The organism is Nostoc sp. NMS9, assembly GCF_017114995.1.
Lineage (GTDB): Bacteria > Cyanobacteriota > Cyanobacteriia > Cyanobacteriales > Nostocaceae > Nostoc.
This window is the reverse complement of sequence record NZ_JABXKL010000103.1, coordinates 35,917-51,956: the sequence shown is the minus strand read 5'-3', so window position 1 is coordinate 51,956 and position 16,040 is coordinate 35,917. Positions and strand designations below refer to the sequence as shown.

General features: G+C 42.2%; 12 protein-coding genes. All 12 read right to left on the bottom strand.

Annotation, left to right across the window (positions count from 1 at the left end):
- Positions 1-9: 9 nt before the first annotated feature.
- The gene (locus HWQ40_RS34125) at positions 10-1,530 is read right to left on the bottom strand and encodes an NAD(P)/FAD-dependent oxidoreductase (RefSeq protein WP_292786767.1); all 1,521 of its coding nucleotides are present in this window, start codon (positions 1,528-1,530) and stop codon (positions 10-12) included.
- Positions 1,531-1,759: 229 nt separating this feature from the next.
- On the bottom strand, positions 1,760-2,860 hold the full coding sequence (locus tag HWQ40_RS34120) for a cupin domain-containing protein (RefSeq protein WP_292786764.1): 1,101 nt from the start codon (positions 2,858-2,860) through the stop codon (positions 1,760-1,762).
- An 88-nt stretch (positions 2,861-2,948) separates the two neighbouring features.
- Positions 2,949-3,086, bottom strand: a complete 138-nt coding sequence (locus tag HWQ40_RS34115) for a hypothetical protein (RefSeq protein ID WP_292786761.1) — start codon at positions 3,084-3,086, stop codon at positions 2,949-2,951.
- Positions 3,087-3,113: 27 nt separating this feature from the next.
- Complete coding sequence (locus tag HWQ40_RS34110) at positions 3,114-5,105, bottom strand: calcium-binding protein (RefSeq protein WP_292786758.1); 1,992 nt, start codon at positions 5,103-5,105, stop codon at positions 3,114-3,116.
- Between the two features lie 346 nt (positions 5,106-5,451).
- Positions 5,452-6,276: a prephenate dehydratase gene (gene pheA, locus HWQ40_RS34105; protein WP_292786756.1), complete on the bottom strand. Its 825-nt coding sequence runs from the start codon at positions 6,274-6,276 to the stop codon at positions 5,452-5,454.
- Between the two features lie 40 nt (positions 6,277-6,316).
- The gene (locus HWQ40_RS34100; RefSeq protein WP_292786754.1) at positions 6,317-7,456 is read right to left on the bottom strand and encodes a 3-oxoacyl-[acyl-carrier-protein] synthase III C-terminal domain-containing protein; all 1,140 of its coding nucleotides are present in this window, start codon (positions 7,454-7,456) and stop codon (positions 6,317-6,319) included.
- A 17-nt stretch (positions 7,457-7,473) separates the two neighbouring features.
- Positions 7,474-9,279: a ScyA-related TPP-binding enzyme gene (locus tag HWQ40_RS34095; protein WP_292786752.1), complete on the bottom strand. Its 1,806-nt coding sequence runs from the start codon at positions 9,277-9,279 to the stop codon at positions 7,474-7,476.
- A 49-nt stretch (positions 9,280-9,328) separates the two neighbouring features.
- Positions 9,329-10,849 (bottom strand): long-chain fatty acid--CoA ligase, encoded by a 1,521-nt coding sequence (locus tag HWQ40_RS34090; RefSeq protein WP_292786749.1) that lies wholly within the window; start codon positions 10,847-10,849, stop codon positions 9,329-9,331.
- A 96-nt stretch (positions 10,850-10,945) separates the two neighbouring features.
- Complete coding sequence (locus tag HWQ40_RS34085) at positions 10,946-12,649, bottom strand: histidine ammonia-lyase (protein WP_292786746.1); 1,704 nt, start codon at positions 12,647-12,649, stop codon at positions 10,946-10,948.
- A gap of 110 nt (positions 12,650-12,759) precedes the next feature.
- Positions 12,760-13,866 (bottom strand): 3-deoxy-7-phosphoheptulonate synthase, encoded by a 1,107-nt coding sequence (gene aroF / locus HWQ40_RS34080; protein ID WP_292786744.1) that lies wholly within the window; start codon positions 13,864-13,866, stop codon positions 12,760-12,762.
- Between the two features lie 890 nt (positions 13,867-14,756).
- Complete coding sequence (locus tag HWQ40_RS34075; protein WP_292786742.1) at positions 14,757-15,566, bottom strand: DUF3102 domain-containing protein; 810 nt, start codon at positions 15,564-15,566, stop codon at positions 14,757-14,759.
- A gap of 313 nt (positions 15,567-15,879) precedes the next feature.
- A complete protein-coding gene (locus tag HWQ40_RS34070; RefSeq protein ID WP_292786739.1) occupies positions 15,880-16,005 on the bottom strand; it encodes a hypothetical protein in 126 nt (41 codons plus the stop codon).
- Between the last annotated feature and the right edge of the window lie 35 nt (positions 16,006-16,040).

Below are 16,040 nucleotides of genomic sequence, written 5' to 3'. Positions count from 1 at the left end.
TGGGAAAACTTAAGCTAAAATAGCATTCGATTTTGCTGGCTCAGAACTCGAATAATTTTGTTCTAAGTTCAAGCTTTGATGATAGATAGATGCAGAATCATTGCTAACTTCACTCACAGGAACTAGACCTAAATGTGGGTCTGTGAGGATTTGCAAACCATTTTCTTTTGGTAACGACCACGAGAATAGTTGATTCCACAAGGACGCAAATATACTATCCATTGATATGGCGTGGGTACTTCCTTCAGCAGAGGTTGATTCTACGCTTTCTAAAACCGCAGAACTAGTTGCAAGTATTTGGGTCATTTCTCCCGTCACCTGCTCACGTAGTTCAGCACTAGCCTTAGCGACATCTCCCATACCAGGTAAAAAGTTCCCAACAGGAGCCTGTGACTCAACACTTGGCTCTGGTTGAGAAGATAATCTAGTTTGGCGGATGATATCATACAAAGAAGATACAATCACCAACAGACGTAAGTATGTATGGCGGAAGCCTCTATCGAAGTAAGAATAGGCTTGGCTTTCTGTCACCTCATTTCGTAGCACACTTGATAAACTAGCTGCTGCCATCGTGGCACTCATGGTTGCTAGGTGTACTCCAGTGGAAAGCAACGGGTCAAGGAAACAAGCTGCATCTCCCAGAATAAAATAGCCAGGCCCTGAGAATTTATCAGCAACATAGGAATAGTCTTGTTCAACTTTGACAGGTGATACTAATTCTGCTGTAGCTAAGATTTCTGCTACACAAGGACAATTAGCGATTCCCTGATGGTAAATTGCCTCTAAATCTGCCTTAGCACGCTCTTCTTTGTAAAGATGTTTATTAATTACCAGACCTACACTGATAGTACCGTCACTGAGAGGGATTGCCCAAATCCATCCAGAACCATCGTTGACAGAAGCACTGACAGTGCTACCACTAGGACGGATCTTATCTACATCTGCATTCTTCCAATATCCCCAGATCCCGAGATTTTGAAACTCTTGGTGATACTGTCGGTTTTGCAGGTAGCGTGTAGACATCAGACCTGCCCGACCTGATGCATCAATGAGATAGTCGAAAGACACTTGTGCAGAACTACCGTCTTTCATAGATTCAGACCAAACTGCACTAGTTGGGCGCTCCCCATCAAAGGATAATTTACGAATTTCTATTCCCTCACAAACATTAACGCCTTGGCTACGAGCATGATCTAAAAGTAGTTTATCAAATTCAGCACGACGCACTTGGTAGCTGTAAGTATTGAGTACTTGTTCAAAATCAAGTTCCCATTTCAAAGATCCCCACTCAAAAAAGGCTCCTGATTTGCGATAGAAGCCGCAAGCATCTATCTTTTCTCGGATACCTAAAAGGTCAAAAACATTGAGTGCCGCAGGTAAAAGAGATTCACCAATGTGATAACGAGCGCCAACTTCTTTTTCTACTAAAGTAACATCAAAACCTTCACGGGCTAGTAAAGTTGCAGCTGTAGAACCAGCAGGGCCACCACCAACAACAAGCACTTGTGTAGACTTAGGTAGAGTAGACATTTGATTTATCTCCAGAAAATATATTTTTTGTATTTTTGAAAGCCTTGGAAACAGGACATGCCCTTGTCTTGAGTTAGAGCAAATATATCAACCAGTGAATTAATGCCAGCTGGTAAATCAAGTATTAACAAGCCTTATTTTACTTACTAGCAATGCTCAGGACAATTGCATATCCGTGTCTTTATTTACTTATCAGAGAGCAATGAAGTTTTTATGCAATATCTCCAAACTATATTTTTTGATGAAATTCTCTGCTGACGTTTAGTAATGGTTGTTTGCGTTTGACTAGAGAAGTGGCAGCTAAAATACTCACAGCCAATACACCTAATATAGTGGCAGGTTCAGGAACTGCAACTGGTGTTTTAAATAACAGGGTTCTAGCTGAAGAAGTTCCCATATTTTGAAAAGAGTATGGTGTTCCCTTGGGAAGATAAATATAGGTTCCAGCAATACCTTGTTTCGTCTCATTCCCGATTTGGAAAGTCAAATCTCCATCTAATACATAAAAAGACAGACTTTCTTTCTCATTTTTGACTACTTGTGTAGAGCCTGCTTGTGGTGCCAGTAGAACATCAAATAGTGAGAACTGGTTGCCTGTTTCTGCATCATTTGCCAAGGAAGTATAGACTCCACCTGCTTCAGTATACGAGTAACGACCAGGAGTATCTGCTTTTGTGATCAGGAAATCTAAGTCAGTTAATCCTTTAGATGGGGTTGCGGGATCGAGTGCAAGTTCGGTTCCATACTTTTGTGAGAGTTGCCCAATGACAGCGAGATCTTGTTCTGGTGGTGGTGGATTAGATCTGTCTATTACTGGTTTATTTTGATCTATGAAAAAGCCCTCAAATCCGGCTGGTGTTACACCTACGAGCATCTGTAGTGGAGTTGAGCCAATGTTGGTAAATCCGTGGCGATTACCTTTAGGAAGGAATATAAAATTCCCTGCTGTTACTACTTTGGTTGTACCTCCAGTAATGACATTAGCTGTACCATCTAGGATGTAGTAAAATTCATCTTGCCGGGTATGTAAATGTGGTATTGCTCCGTTGTTCGGTGCAATCACATCTTTAAAAAGCGAGAAAACATTATTAGTTTCGCCATCATATGCCAAAAAAGTTGTAATGCCACTTGTGACAGAATAAACTGGACGATCTGGTGCTTCTGGTGATATCACTAAAACTTGCTCAGTTGTTGCTGTGGAAAGTGGTGTAATTTCGTGGGGAACAAAGGGAGAGTGTCCCGGATGCGCTTGCACAACTTCTAGTCCGAAACTAAAGCTGGCAATGACTGTTCCAGCAATTAGTGATGATAATTTTTTTCTATCAATCATCTGATGCTATTCCTTTAACTAATCAATTTTCTAGAGAGATACATATTCAAAACTCAGTGAATCTAAATTAATAAGTCGTCAGCTAGATTCAACCACAGTCTGAAGGTGTTAGAGGTTGTTTGAAAAGTGTCAGCTTGAGCCTTAAATGCAACTCACAGAAGCGAACGCAAGTCCCAGAACCCCGATTATCTCGTTCAACTTCTCGATAGCTAGAGTAGTCAAACATACGTTGGATGACTTTTCAAACATCCTCTTAGACGAAAACAAAGTAGTTATTGTTTAAGCTTAAATTTGTGACACCTTGCAAACTACCAATCGGTTCTAGTGGCTGATTTGCTCTGTCTAAGAAAATTTTGGTAGACTCTTGCCCTGGAGTAGAACTAGAAACTAAAACATATTGACCATCGGTGATGGTTTTAAGTTGAATAAAATCTTGGTAAGGGTTGAAGTCAGTGATGATAGCTACACCGCCTGCCAACTCAGACCCACCACCATCGTAATAGACATGCCCTGCATCCCCCAGGACAAAGGTATCTCTGCCTGCACCACCTGTGAGCGTATCAATATCACTCTTGCCAAATTGATATGTGGGATCAAAGGGGTCAATACCAATTAAAGTATCGTTGCCACCTCCACCATTTAAAACATCATTGCCTTGACCGCCAATAATTTTGTCTTCACCTTCCTGACCCAAGATAGTGTCATCTCCTGTCCCAGCAACAGAATAGTCCTGCCCAGTTCCGGCCTCAAGATAGTCATTTCCTTCGCCTCCTATAAGTATGTCGTTGCCATTTCCGCCAAATATGGTGTCAGTACCGTTTACACCATTTAGTTTATCGTCACCTTCATTACCAAAGATTAAGTCATTGCCAAGATTACCTGTAGCAATGTCATTACCGATGCCACATAATATCGTGTCATCAGCAAGGCTTCCTATGATTGCGTCATCTCCTGTGCCACCATCGAGAAAGTTAATTCCGGCATCAAAACCTAAACGACCAATCAACAGGTCGTTTCCCTCACTTCCCAAGAGGGTTTGATTGTCTGGCCCACCATAAAGAATATCATCACCAGCACCACCAAACAGGATACTGTTTGAGAGTGTACTAACAATTAAGTCTTTCCCTTGCCCGCCATCGAAGTAGGTAGTTGCAGTACCTCCTAAGAAATCATTTGTTGCTGAACCAAAAATTTGTTGATTATTGCTGCCGCCAAGGGTTACGCTATCGCTAGGTTTAGCCCTCAGTGGACCTGTATTTTGCTGAGTATATTTAAAATAGCGATCGCTCAGATTTAAGTTAGTAACACCTTGAATAATAGCTATCAATTCTAGGGGCTGATTTGGTCTTTGTAAAAAAATCTTGCTGGATAATACGCCTGACACAGGGCTTGGTTCTTCTGTCAAAACATATTGACCGTCTTTGACGGTTTTAAGTTGAATAAAATCTTGGTAGCGGTTGAAGTCATTGATGATAGCTGCACCGCCTGTCAACTTAGACCCACCACCATCGTAATAGACATGTCCTGCATCCCCCAAGACAAAGGTATCTCTGCCTTCACCACCTGTGAGACTATCAATATCACTCTTGCCAAATTGATATGGAGGATTAAAGGGGTCAATACCAATTAAAGTATCGTTGCCACTTCCACCATTTAAAACATCGTTGCCTTGATCGCCAATAATTTTGTCTTGACCTTCCTGACCTAAGAGAGTGTCATCTCCTATACCACTAAACAGTTGGTCATTTCCTGAACCGCCACCTAGCAAATCATTAGCTTCATCACCGGTGATAAAGTCATTACCTTCATTGCCAAATAATACATCATCCTCAAGACCACCAAAAATTTTGTCATCTCCTTCTCCGCCTCGGATGAAATCTTTGCCCAGAGAACCCAGCATAATATCGTTCCCTGTTTCTCCATCAATATAGTCATTACCAGACTCACCACTGATGAAGTCATTTCCTGTACCCCCTAGTAGAATGTCGTCAGTATGACCATTGTCTGCGGGTGGATTAAAGAGAATATTATCCCCTGCTCCACCCACAATTAGATCGTTACCATCACCGCCACTTGCAAAATCATTACCTGGTAAAAGCAGTAGTACATCATTACCACTGGCACTAAAGATTGTGTTATTGTTTAGAGTGCCGAAAACAATATCATTGCTAGGTGTACCAAAGAAGAGACTTTTGACGGGAGTTTCAGCTAGATAGGGTTTCTGCACTAGATGCGATTTGTTCATTTGTGCCATTCCTTCCAAATTATGGAATTTTTCAAAGTCTTAAAAACACTGGCTTTGTAGCAAAATTACACTTCATATTGATACAACATTAGAATTAAACCATATGTTTAATATCATGTTTATGTAAAGCTTATAAGTGTTTGTATCAAAAAATTCACAAAAGCTTTGAGAGATAGAAGCATAATCATTTCGACATAATTTCTATCTTTTCGTAAAAAACTTGATGCTGTTTAGATCTCCACAAGGTTATTTTTTAGGAAAAGATTACGCTTATTTACCAACAACTGACTCGGCAAAAATAAAAACTTACACTCTGTCAAGGCTAACCTTGAATATTTCAATTCATTCAATAACTACCAAAAATCTTTAGCGTTTCTGTACAGCTTGTTAATTCTTCTAGGGCAGATTGCACAGCAGCCTCCCTAGGATCAGCTTCTAAATCCACGAAGAAAAGATACTCGCCGAGCGATCGCTTGGTCGGACGAGATACAATCCGACTAAGATTAATGCCCCGACTAGCAAAACAAAACAACGGTTTCACAAGTGCGCCAGGAACATTGGTGGGAACACTAAAAGCCAGGGAAGTTTGATTTCCACTCTTTGATGATTCTAAACCTAGCACCCAGAAACGGGTATGATTTTCTGGATAATCATTAATTGGGCAAGCCAGAACTGGCAAATTGTAGAGTTCGGCTGCTCTCAAAGATGCGATAGCGGCGGCTGTCTTGTCTTCTGACAAACAATGGAGTGCCTCTGTGGTAGCGTTGGTCGGAACCAGTCCCACAGATGGTAGAGACCGCTCCAACCACCCCTGACATTGGGCGAGGGCTTGGGGATGAGAATAAACGGTGCGGATAGTTGCCAAAGACTTCGCACATGAAATTAGGGCATGGGAAATCGGTAAGACTAAGGAGTGTTGAATTTGCAATGTAGGCAGTTGCCACAGAGTATCCAACGTGTTAGAGACACTACCTTCAACAGAGTTTTCCACTGGTACGACTGCCAGATAAGCCTGTCCTCGGGCTAACGCTCTTAATGTTTCGGCAATACTAGGATAAGGATATAGCTGGGTTGTTTGTGCCAGTTCCTCTGCCAACTGATTAGTATAAGCTAAGGCAGCAGCTTCTGCGTAAGTTCCCTTTGGCCCTAAATAGGCAACTGATACGACCATTTTTCTAGCCTTCATTATAATACCATCTTAAGGAATACACTTACCGAGTTAACAGGGGAATTTTATCTTCCTGTTGGTTATGGTAAAGTGCAGGAGCTGGAACAGTCCCAAGTTTGACATCACCCCAGCGCATGACGGTGGCAACAGCAGTAGAAGCAGAACCAATAGTGTAAACAAGCACTAAATCGTTTTCTTTGACTTTGCCCATTTGTGCGCCATAGTACATATTGGCGATGGGAAGTACTGGCCCAATGTTTGCATACTGCGCGTAGAGATTGATTGTGCGCTCAGGATCAATGCCTAAGGCGCGCACACACAAGTTTGCATACCAAGCAGTGGGTGTATTGAAAGCAAAGAATTGAATATCATTGAGACTGACTCCAGCAGCTTCAACCGCACCCAGACTGCAAGCACGCACAAACTCTACACCTGTACCCCGGATCTGCTGGCTGGCGTTTTTGCCATTCTGAATACGCATCCGTGGGTTGCCTTGAGCGTCTAATGTGAGTTCATTAAAGAAGGCTCCGCAGGTTGCAGCAGTATGAATGATTTTAGTTCCTAAGACTCCTTGGTTAGGTTTGAGCGCGCTGACTACAAAGGCTCCAGCACCGTCGCCCATAAACCAAGATAAAGTATCGTCTTCATCTACAAAGCGAGAATATATGCAAGAGATGACCACTAATACATTGCGGTACGCTCCAGTTTGCACTAGGGCATTAGCAGTCTGGAGAGCCACCAAAGCGCTAGAGCAAGTAGACTCAAGATTCCAGGCAGGACAACGCAAGCCCATTTCCCCCACCAAGAAGGAAGCATTCCCGGGGGCAATCCGTTCGGGGAATAGGGAAGTGACTATCATCAAGTCTAGATCATCGGTGGACATCTCTGCGGCAGCGATCGCATCAAATGCCACGCGCTTCTCCAAAGTCATAGAAGACTCATTTGCTGCTAGTACCCGGCGCTCATTGGCTCCACGGAATGGGTCTGACATATAAGGTATCATTTCTTGGTCAAACTCGCAAGTTTTTTCATTGGAGTTACTGGCGGAAAACAACTTGGCTAAGGCTTTTTGCTCGGCAACATTTACTAAGTTTGGGTATTTATTTTGCCAATAGTCGTTTGTACGTACAATGCTAGGGAAGGTTAGTGCAATTGAGCGAATGCCTACTGCTGGGTTAATCATCACAAATCTCCTGTTGATTACTTAGTATTTGTTTCTTTAGCACCTTGTTCAATCAAACTCTGAATACGGTTGCCAAACGGCGCGTGTTGTGTATCATTAATGATGACATCAACAACGAACGGCACGTTAGCAGCGAATGCTTTCTCTAAAGCAGACTGGAGGTCAGTTTCCCTGTCAACACGAATGCCATCGGCTCCCATACCTCGGGCAATTGCTACAAAATCCGTTGGTGGCATCTGCGTATCTACACCTTTAAATCCCAACAATGTCATGCCTTGAGCGCACATGTTATAGCTTGAGTCATTCAAGACAATCCAGACACAGGGAATCTGGTATTTGACAGCGGTGCTGACCTCATTGTTCATTAGCATCGCACCATCCCCAAGAATAGCGACGGCTTTGTTATTTCGTGCCAATGCAGCACCCAAGACACCAGTGGCCGCATGACCCATCGAGCCGAACCCAGTGCTAACCCGATAGCGATCTGGTCTAGTAAATCGCAGTATGTGGGTGCCCCAAGCAAAAGAGTTTCCTGCTTCGGTCATCACTACTGCATCGCCCCGATCAATAAATACTTGTTGAATTGTATCCATCAGTATATCTGGGCGCACTAGACCTTCGGCTTGGGGTAGGAGTGGGACACGCTGAGGATTAGGAAATACAGGGCTGTGTCCAGAACGCTTAGGAAAGTACTTGAGTAGTTCTTTGACGAAGACTTGCACATCTGATTGAATGGATAAAGTCTCAACAGATGGATATGCGGTTCCCGGCACTTCTGGGTCAATGTCTACATGGACAAATCCTTTTGCGGGAACCATCGCTGGACTCCAGAAGGAGGTAAACTCACCAAGGCGGGTTCCCAAAACCAGTACACGCCCTGGACGTTGCTCTTGCATATATTTTACAACCGAGTTATGCCCGCCAAAGCCAGTTACGCCCAAGTACTGCGGATGATTTTCAGGAAAGATGCCCTTACCACGCGGCGAAGACATGATGGCAACTCCGGTTCTCTCCGCCAGTTGGCGGATTTCCTCGGCTGCGCCTCTAGCGCCATAGCCTACCCAAATGGCAAACGGACTTTCCGAAAGTAACTGTACAGATTTGGCGATCGCATCCTCTCCGGCAGTGGACAGAGTTTGCGAGAAACTCACGCGAGGCAATGATGCTCTGAAGAAACTGGATTGGATAATTGTGGGGACACTCAAATGAGTCACAAATCCCCCTGGGCGTGCCAAACCTACAGCAAGTCTGCGAGCAATTTCTGGCAATTCATCACCAGTCTCAATACTAGTAGCATAGTTGAACAGCGAGCCAGAAGTACAAAAAACTTCACTTGGCATTGTGTAAGTACTAGTTTCTTGGAAAGCCCAGCGTCCACGTTGTGGGGCAGCAGTAGCAGCAGATAATAAAATCACCTTCGCACCATCCCAACGTGCCGCGAACAGTCCAGTCAGAGCGTTAGTAATGCCTGGGCCTGTGGTAGTAAACACAACAACAGGGCGATTATTTGCAAAGTACGACTCAATCGCGGCAAAGGCTGCTCCTGATTCGTGGCGGAAGTGTAGCACATCGATGGAGCTATGTTCTAAGCTTGCCCAGAGTGAGGCAATCGCACCACCAGAAACACCAAAAGCATGGCGTACTCCTAAATCTTCTAGCATTTTGACTAGAGCATCTGCAACTGTTAGCCCAGTAGATTCTGATTGGCTAGACTTTTCATTCGGAGATAGTACTAAAGAAGAGCCTGTATGTTGCGCGAAAATGGTATTACTATTAGATTTTTTAGTCCAGATTTGATTCGATTTAATATCAGACTGTTGCATGAGATGAACCTCTTTTTAGGTTACTTGAGTAGTTGGCTAAAATTCTGATTCAGGTGGTAATAGTAGCGTATTGAGGAATTAATTTCTGACGTAAAACTCGCTTGAGGACTTTCCCAGTCGGATTTTTGGGCAGTGAATCCACAAAGTTAATCACACGGGGAAGTTTATAAGTTGCTATCCGACGAGAACAAAAATCAATAATTTGTTCTTCTGTAACTGCGTAGCCAGACTTAAGTACGATGTTTGCTTGCACTATCTCACCCTTGAGCCTATCTGGAATTCCGAATACAGCAGCCTCGGCAATTGCAGGATGTTGATATATGACATTTTCTACTTCACTAGGATAGACCTTAAATCCAGAAATGTTGATCATATCTTTTAGGCGATCTACGATGTAGAAAAAGCCGTCTTCATCCATCCGACCAATATCGCCAGTATGGAACCAACCATTTTTAATGACTTGGGCGGTTTCAAAGGGGCGATTCCAATAACCAAGCATAACGTTTGGACCCTTAATAACGATTTCACCCTCTTCGCCTGGTTCTACTGGATGACCATCAGCATCAACAATCTTCATTTCTACATTCTCAATTGGCATCCCAATCGAACCAAGCTTATATTTCAGGTCGTGGTTATAACAAGCACATGGCGATGTTTCCGTGAGACCATATCCTTCATGAATAAATTTTCCATATTTCTCTAGCCAATTCTGGGCGACTTCCGTCGGCATGGGTGCCGCTGCTGAAAAGTAATAACGCACATTCTCAAGGCGATAGGCAGAGGTATCTGTATTTAGCAGATTGATGTATATCGTCGGCACACCAAAAAACATTGTCACTTGATTTGTGCTGATGTTTTCCAGAGCTTGCTCAAGCTTAAACCGACGTTGCAGGATGATACTTGCACAAACGTTAAGTCCAGCGTTGAGAATAGCGTTTTGACCAAAGCAATGAAATAGTGGTAAATAAAGTAGCAATCGGTCGTCCGGTTGCATTCCACAACAACGGTTGTGAGAATACATATTAGAAATGATGTTGCCGTGAGAAAGAGTAGCTCCTTTGGGGAAACCTGTGGTGCCTGATGTGTAAACGATGCTTGCAGGAGCGTGGCGATCCAATTCGACAGCACGGGCGTAAGGAGAAGCATTTTCCATGAGTTGTACTAGGCTAATTCCCTGAGTGACGCTACCTTCTGCAATTAAAATGTGTTGCAGTTCAGGTAAGTCTGCCTGTTGCACTTGTTCGCTTTGCAACTGAGTGGTAATGACAGCTTTGGCGGCACAGTCGTTGAGAATAAAGCTGACTTCAGCACTTTTGAGCATGACGTTGACTGAGACAGCCACTGCGCCGATTTTGAGAATGCCAAGATAGGAAATGACGAACTCTGGAATGTTTGGCAGAAATAGGGCCACGCGATCGCCTTTTTTGACCCCCAATCCACGTAAACCATTGGCCATACGATTGGCTAGCTGGTCAAGCTGATGGTAGGTAAAAGATGTATCTTCAAAAATTAGGGCGATTTTGTCAGGAAATAAACGTTGACCCCGCTCAACATGGTGTGCGATGTTCATACTATAACTAAATTAGAAATTTTTTATGGGGAGCAGGGAGTAGGGATTAACCCACTCTCTACTCTCTTTTTTTCGTTACTTTGCACTGCCCATTGCTCATTCGTTGGCGCAAAGACTGTTGTTAATCACGGTGACGATTTGCCCACCACAAGCAATATCATCTGCAATGCGGACAATGTGTTCGTCTAGAGCTTGTTCGTGGTCGTTCCAAATGTAAGGGCGGTCAGCTGAAGCTGGTTGTCCAACAACATCGCGCACTGCCATATACAAATCTCTAGTTGCTGGTGAGAGAGTAGCGCGGGCATCATAATGGTCAGCAACGACGTAAGTACGTAAATCAACCGCTTGCACCCCAAACATCAGAGCAATTGCCATGTATTTCTGGAAGATTTCTACTGACTGGCGCGCTAAGTTTGCAGAAGCAAAACCTTGGCTGTTGATATTTTGGTTAAATTGTTCGGCATGGGTAGGAAATCTGTCTGCGATCGAATTTCCATAGAAGGTTAACAATGGCATGATGGAGTTCCCAGATATTTGCAGACCTTTTAGCCCCATGTTGACACTGCGCTCTCGGTTCCCCACTAAAGATGCTGGCAGTCCATTGTTAAATTCTGGCGCTACCAGGTAGGCTATTTGCACATCTAAATGTTTAGCCAACAACCCGATGTAGTAGCGCAGCTGATCCATTCCTACACCGATGTACTGCCCTAAGAAATTACCGCCATGATAGCTAACTTGGTTCTCAACATCGATTAGCGGGTTGTCGGTGACAGAATTAATTTCTACTTCGATTTGTTTTTTAATCTGCTCGATCCCATCTACAATCGGCCCCATATATTGTGGTAAACAGCGCAGTGAATAACGGTCTTGAATTGGATCTCCACCCCGATAGTTGTGAGAACCATCTAGTTCTTCGCGGACTAAGCGTGAACCTGCTAGTAAGTTCAGCATTTGGTTCGCAGCCCATTTTTGCCCTGAATGTGGTTTGAGTTGATGAATAAATGGGTGGAATGATTGATTGGTACCATTCAAACCTTGAATTGCTAGGGCATGTGCCCCCATTGAGAGAGCTAATAAAACTCTGGTGTCGTAGACACAATTGGCAGCAATACCTGTCATGACTGAGGTGCCATTCATCATTGCCAATCCTTCTTTAGGAAGTAATTGCAATGGCTCTAAACCCAGATGACTCAACGCTGTCGGCGCATCGATTTCTTCGCCGTTAAAGTCAACAGTATAGCAGCGGTCTAAACCAACCAATGCCCCAGTGATGTAGGATAAAGGCACTAAATCACCGCTTGCACCAATAGATCCAAATTCATATACATGGGGTGTAACACCAGCATTTAAGAAAGTTTCCATACGCTGGATAAGTTCTAGACGAATACCAGATGCACCATGCAAGTGGGAGTTAGCACGCAAAAGCATGGCGGCTCGGACATCAGCTAGCGGTAATTTTTGTCCGGCTCCAGTTTTGTGATACCAAATTAGGTTGTTCTGAAGCAGTGCCGCAGATTCAGGGGAAATGACAACATTGGCCATGCCACCAAAACCACTTGTCACGCCATAAATTGGTTGACCAGATTCCACAGCATCACTAATGTAATCACACGATGCTTGAACTCCTTGGACAACATCTCGATTATCGGTTAGGCGTACTTGAACACCATGACGGGACACACTAGCTACTTCGTCTATCGTTAGGTCTTGGTTGCCTACAATTACAGTTTTGCTGGAATTTACTACGGAGGTTGCAGAAGATTGAAAGGTCTTGTTTTTGTTGAGTGATGTTGTATTCATTGAACTTCCAATTATTATTTAGATTGCACAGATGATGGACTGATTGGATGTCCTTGTTGGGAGTTGTGCCTTTGTTGCTTTGTCAGAGATATTTCAGGGAAATGGCACGCTTATAAAGCACTACTGGCGGTGGCAGAAACTCGTGCAGCAAACTTGGGGGTAACAGTGGTGCTATGTTGTTTAGACCAACGACCAAAGAACTTACCTAAAGAAGCCATTTCTAGCATTAAGTCTTCAAATGCTTCCGGTGTTAAAGACTGAGGGCCATCTGAAAGAGCCTTAGCTGGGTTAGGGTGAACTTCAATCATTAAGGAATCTGCGCCAGCTGCGATCGCTGCCAAGGTCATCGGTTGGACAAACTCTGATTTCCCGGTGGCGTGGCTAGGGTCAATCATAATTGGTAAGTGAGTCAAAGTCCGCAAGACAGGGATTGCAGATATATCAAGGGTATTCCGTGTATACTGTCGGTCAAAGGTGCGAATTCCCCGCTCACACAAAATTACATTGGGATTGCCTGCTGCCAAAATATATTCAGCTGACATCAACCAATCTTCAATTGTGGCTGACAGTCCCCGCTTCAATAAGACTGCTTTACCTGTAGTGCCTACTTTCTTCAGTAGGGAGAAATTCTGCATATTGCGGGCACCAATTTGGATCACGTCTGCTACTTCAACAATCTTGTCTAAATCAGCTGCATCCATGACTTCTGTGATAATACCCAAACCAGTAGCTTCACGAGCTTTTGCTAACAAACCTAATGCGCTTTCGCCATGTCCTTGGAATGCATAAGGTGAAGTCCGAGGTTTGTACGCCCCACCTCGTAGGAACTGTGCCCCTGCTGCTTTTACTATCTGTGCTGTTTCAACAATCATTTCCTCATTTTCAACAGAACATGGCCCAGCAACTACAACTAAAGGATGGGTTTGTCCAAAGGTAACAGCTCCATTAGGTGTGGGTACAACCACTTCACTATGTTCTCCATAGCGGAATTCTAAAGAAGCACGTTTAAATGGTTTTTTTACTCGGATCACTTGCTCAATAAAAAGGCTAAGATTTTGAATCTGCCTAGTGTCAATTTCTGCCGTTTCACCAACTAAGCCAATTACTGTTTTGTGTTGACCTTGACATACTTCTGGGGTGATTTCATAACGACTAAGTTCTTTAACAACACGTTCGATTTCTGTTGATGGCGTACCTAATTTCATAACTATAATCATTGCTTTAAATCTCCTAATTGCAACTATTGATTGAGTTGTAATGTCTAAACTTAAGAATCTTGTTTCTTTAACCCTTCCAATAATAATCAGTCTATTATTTGAGTTTTATGCAAGATTCTAGAAACTTTCTATTTGGTTATAATTTATCGAATTAATTATCCAAAAGTGTTTCTGAGCTTTATTGCTAAATTCCAAAGTTTTTCCCCGTATAAGCTTCTCGATTCGACGGCTAATTATTGAAATTTATCTTGTGTTAATTTTTGCAGCATTATCTACCAAAATAATTGCCAATACGTCTACATATAAAAACACTAAGCTTTTTAGTAGTGTGCTGCTTGGTTTTATATTTACCATCTTTTTCAAAAAAATACAAGTATTCTTCTTTTTATTTTTAATTTTTATAATTTTCAGGATATTGCCTTATTTACTTAACTTACCACATTCAAAAAAATTGTTTTTAAATATTTTTCTTTTCTTACTTATTTGAGCTTGTTCGTTTTTCATGCAAATCTAAAACTGGAGAATTTTTCCAGTTTAGGAATTTACCAAAAATAGATTTTCAAATAAAACGTAGATGTATAGAGGCTTGCTAAAGGCTAGCACTGGAAGAGATTGTAAAATAGTGAATGGCACTTTAGAAGACGTTTTAACATCAAAAAAATCATGGCTATGTAAATTATAAACTCACTCATTTCTGGCAACTTTTTATAATCGCAAGCTTCAAACGAGCATATTAGAAATATGAGTTTAAATGAATGTAGAGACGTAGCAATGCTAAATCTCTACAAGGTTTATGGATAACACATATTTAATTTTTGGAGATATCTATTGATTCTACTAGATGAAAGTTAGCTCAATAATTCAGGCTTAGGTAAGTATCAGAGGCTCCCCTAACTACTGTTAGCTTTACTAGTTTGTAATAAAGTTAATTCTGAACGAAGTTTTGCAATATCTAGCTGAAGTTTCTGATTCTTTATTTGCAGTACTTCTAGTTGTGCTTTATAAGTATCACGCTCCGCTACCAATTTTTGTAGTTCATTCGGTTGAAGTGGAGAAGAAAGTGGCAGATGAGTGGTTGTTTGTTCAATACTAGAAACCTCAGCCTTAGGTAAGACTAATGCCTCTACTTGATTTGTATCCCTCTGTTGACTAACTGAAGAATATTTTTGTTGCTCTTCTTTTACTACTTTAGGATTTCTATATTTTTTAATGAGATTTTTAGCAACATCTGGATCAACTACTTCGCCTGCCTTCAAAAGATTTATTGCTTCATCTATAGCAGCTTCAGATGTACTAGGAGCAGCTAGTTTATAGAGAGCAGTAGGAGTAATACCATTAATCAAATTTCCGATAATCGGAATTTTGGACTCAAATGCTCTGGCAACGTGAATAAACTCATAGGCTGAAGTTTTTCCCATTCCGAACTCTTGTCGTAGCCAAGGTAGAAACTCGCCATGTTCGGTAATTTTTTGAGCTTCTAACAAGTTGACACCAATGCAATAAATGTCCATAGCACTTCGTTTCAGCCTACGTCGTGTGTCTTCTGCTAGAATAGCTAGACGTTGTTGTTTTTCCTCTTTATTTTCAAGGTCTGAATTGTTCTTAGGTTCTGAAGGTCGGTCAATAATTTTTTCTGACTGTGTAGGTATTACTTGGATTTCTATAGGAAAATCTGTTGACTCATGCTTACTAATTTTCATACAATCTATTCCTGCTAGCATTTGTATTTTTTCCCAGAGAGATTTTTGCAAAGCAGTTTTTTCAGCTTGTGATTTTATGTTTAAGGGAACTTGTATTAAGTTACTCAGGTCAAGCTAATAACTTTACGCAACTTCTTGTTACATCTTTACAAAAGTACATAATCGACTACTACCCCAAATACTATTTTAAAAACGCTAATATGTTGTTATTTGCCAGTTATGCGGCTTTTTTGCGATCTGCAGAACTACTCGTACCAATTGACGATGAAGATGTACTTAATATTTAGAAACGAATTGCCAAGTACGCCTTTTCTTAGAAAGGGCTATGGATGCGGGTGATTTTCCCAATTGGCAGATGCTTTACACCGACTTCTGCAACTGGTGTAAGCGCGATCGCTTTTTTATCATTCATAATTGAGCCATTTTGTAAAGTCGCCAAACTCCTACTTCACTATGGCGACAGCCTGATGAACA

Coding starts and splice junctions, on each gene's coding strand:
- HWQ40_RS34100 (WP_292786754.1), bottom strand. CDS start 7,456: ATGATTAACCCAGCAGTAGGCATTCGCTCAATTGCACTAACCTTCCCT.
- HWQ40_RS34115 (WP_292786761.1), bottom strand. CDS start 3,086: ATGTTTGACTACTCTAGCTATCGAGAAGTTGAACGAGATAATCGGGGT.
- aroF (WP_292786744.1), bottom strand. CDS start 13,866: ATGATTATAGTTATGAAATTAGGTACGCCATCAACAGAAATCGAACGT.
- HWQ40_RS34090 (WP_292786749.1), bottom strand. CDS start 10,849: ATGAACATCGCACACCATGTTGAGCGGGGTCAACGTTTATTTCCTGAC.
- HWQ40_RS34125 (WP_292786767.1), bottom strand. CDS start 1,530: ATGTCTACTCTACCTAAGTCTACACAAGTGCTTGTTGTTGGTGGTGGC.
- HWQ40_RS34110 (WP_292786758.1), bottom strand. CDS start 5,105: ATGAACAAATCGCATCTAGTGCAGAAACCCTATCTAGCTGAAACTCCC.
- HWQ40_RS34075 (WP_292786742.1), bottom strand. CDS start 15,566: ATGAAAATTAGTAAGCATGAGTCAACAGATTTTCCTATAGAAATCCAA.
- HWQ40_RS34095 (WP_292786752.1), bottom strand. CDS start 9,279: ATGCAACAGTCTGATATTAAATCGAATCAAATCTGGACTAAAAAATCT.
- pheA (WP_292786756.1), bottom strand. CDS start 6,276: ATGGTCGTATCAGTTGCCTATTTAGGGCCAAAGGGAACTTACGCAGAA.
- HWQ40_RS34085 (WP_292786746.1), bottom strand. CDS start 12,649: ATGAATACAACATCACTCAACAAAAACAAGACCTTTCAATCTTCTGCA.
- HWQ40_RS34120 (WP_292786764.1), bottom strand. CDS start 2,860: ATGATTGATAGAAAAAAATTATCATCACTAATTGCTGGAACAGTCATT.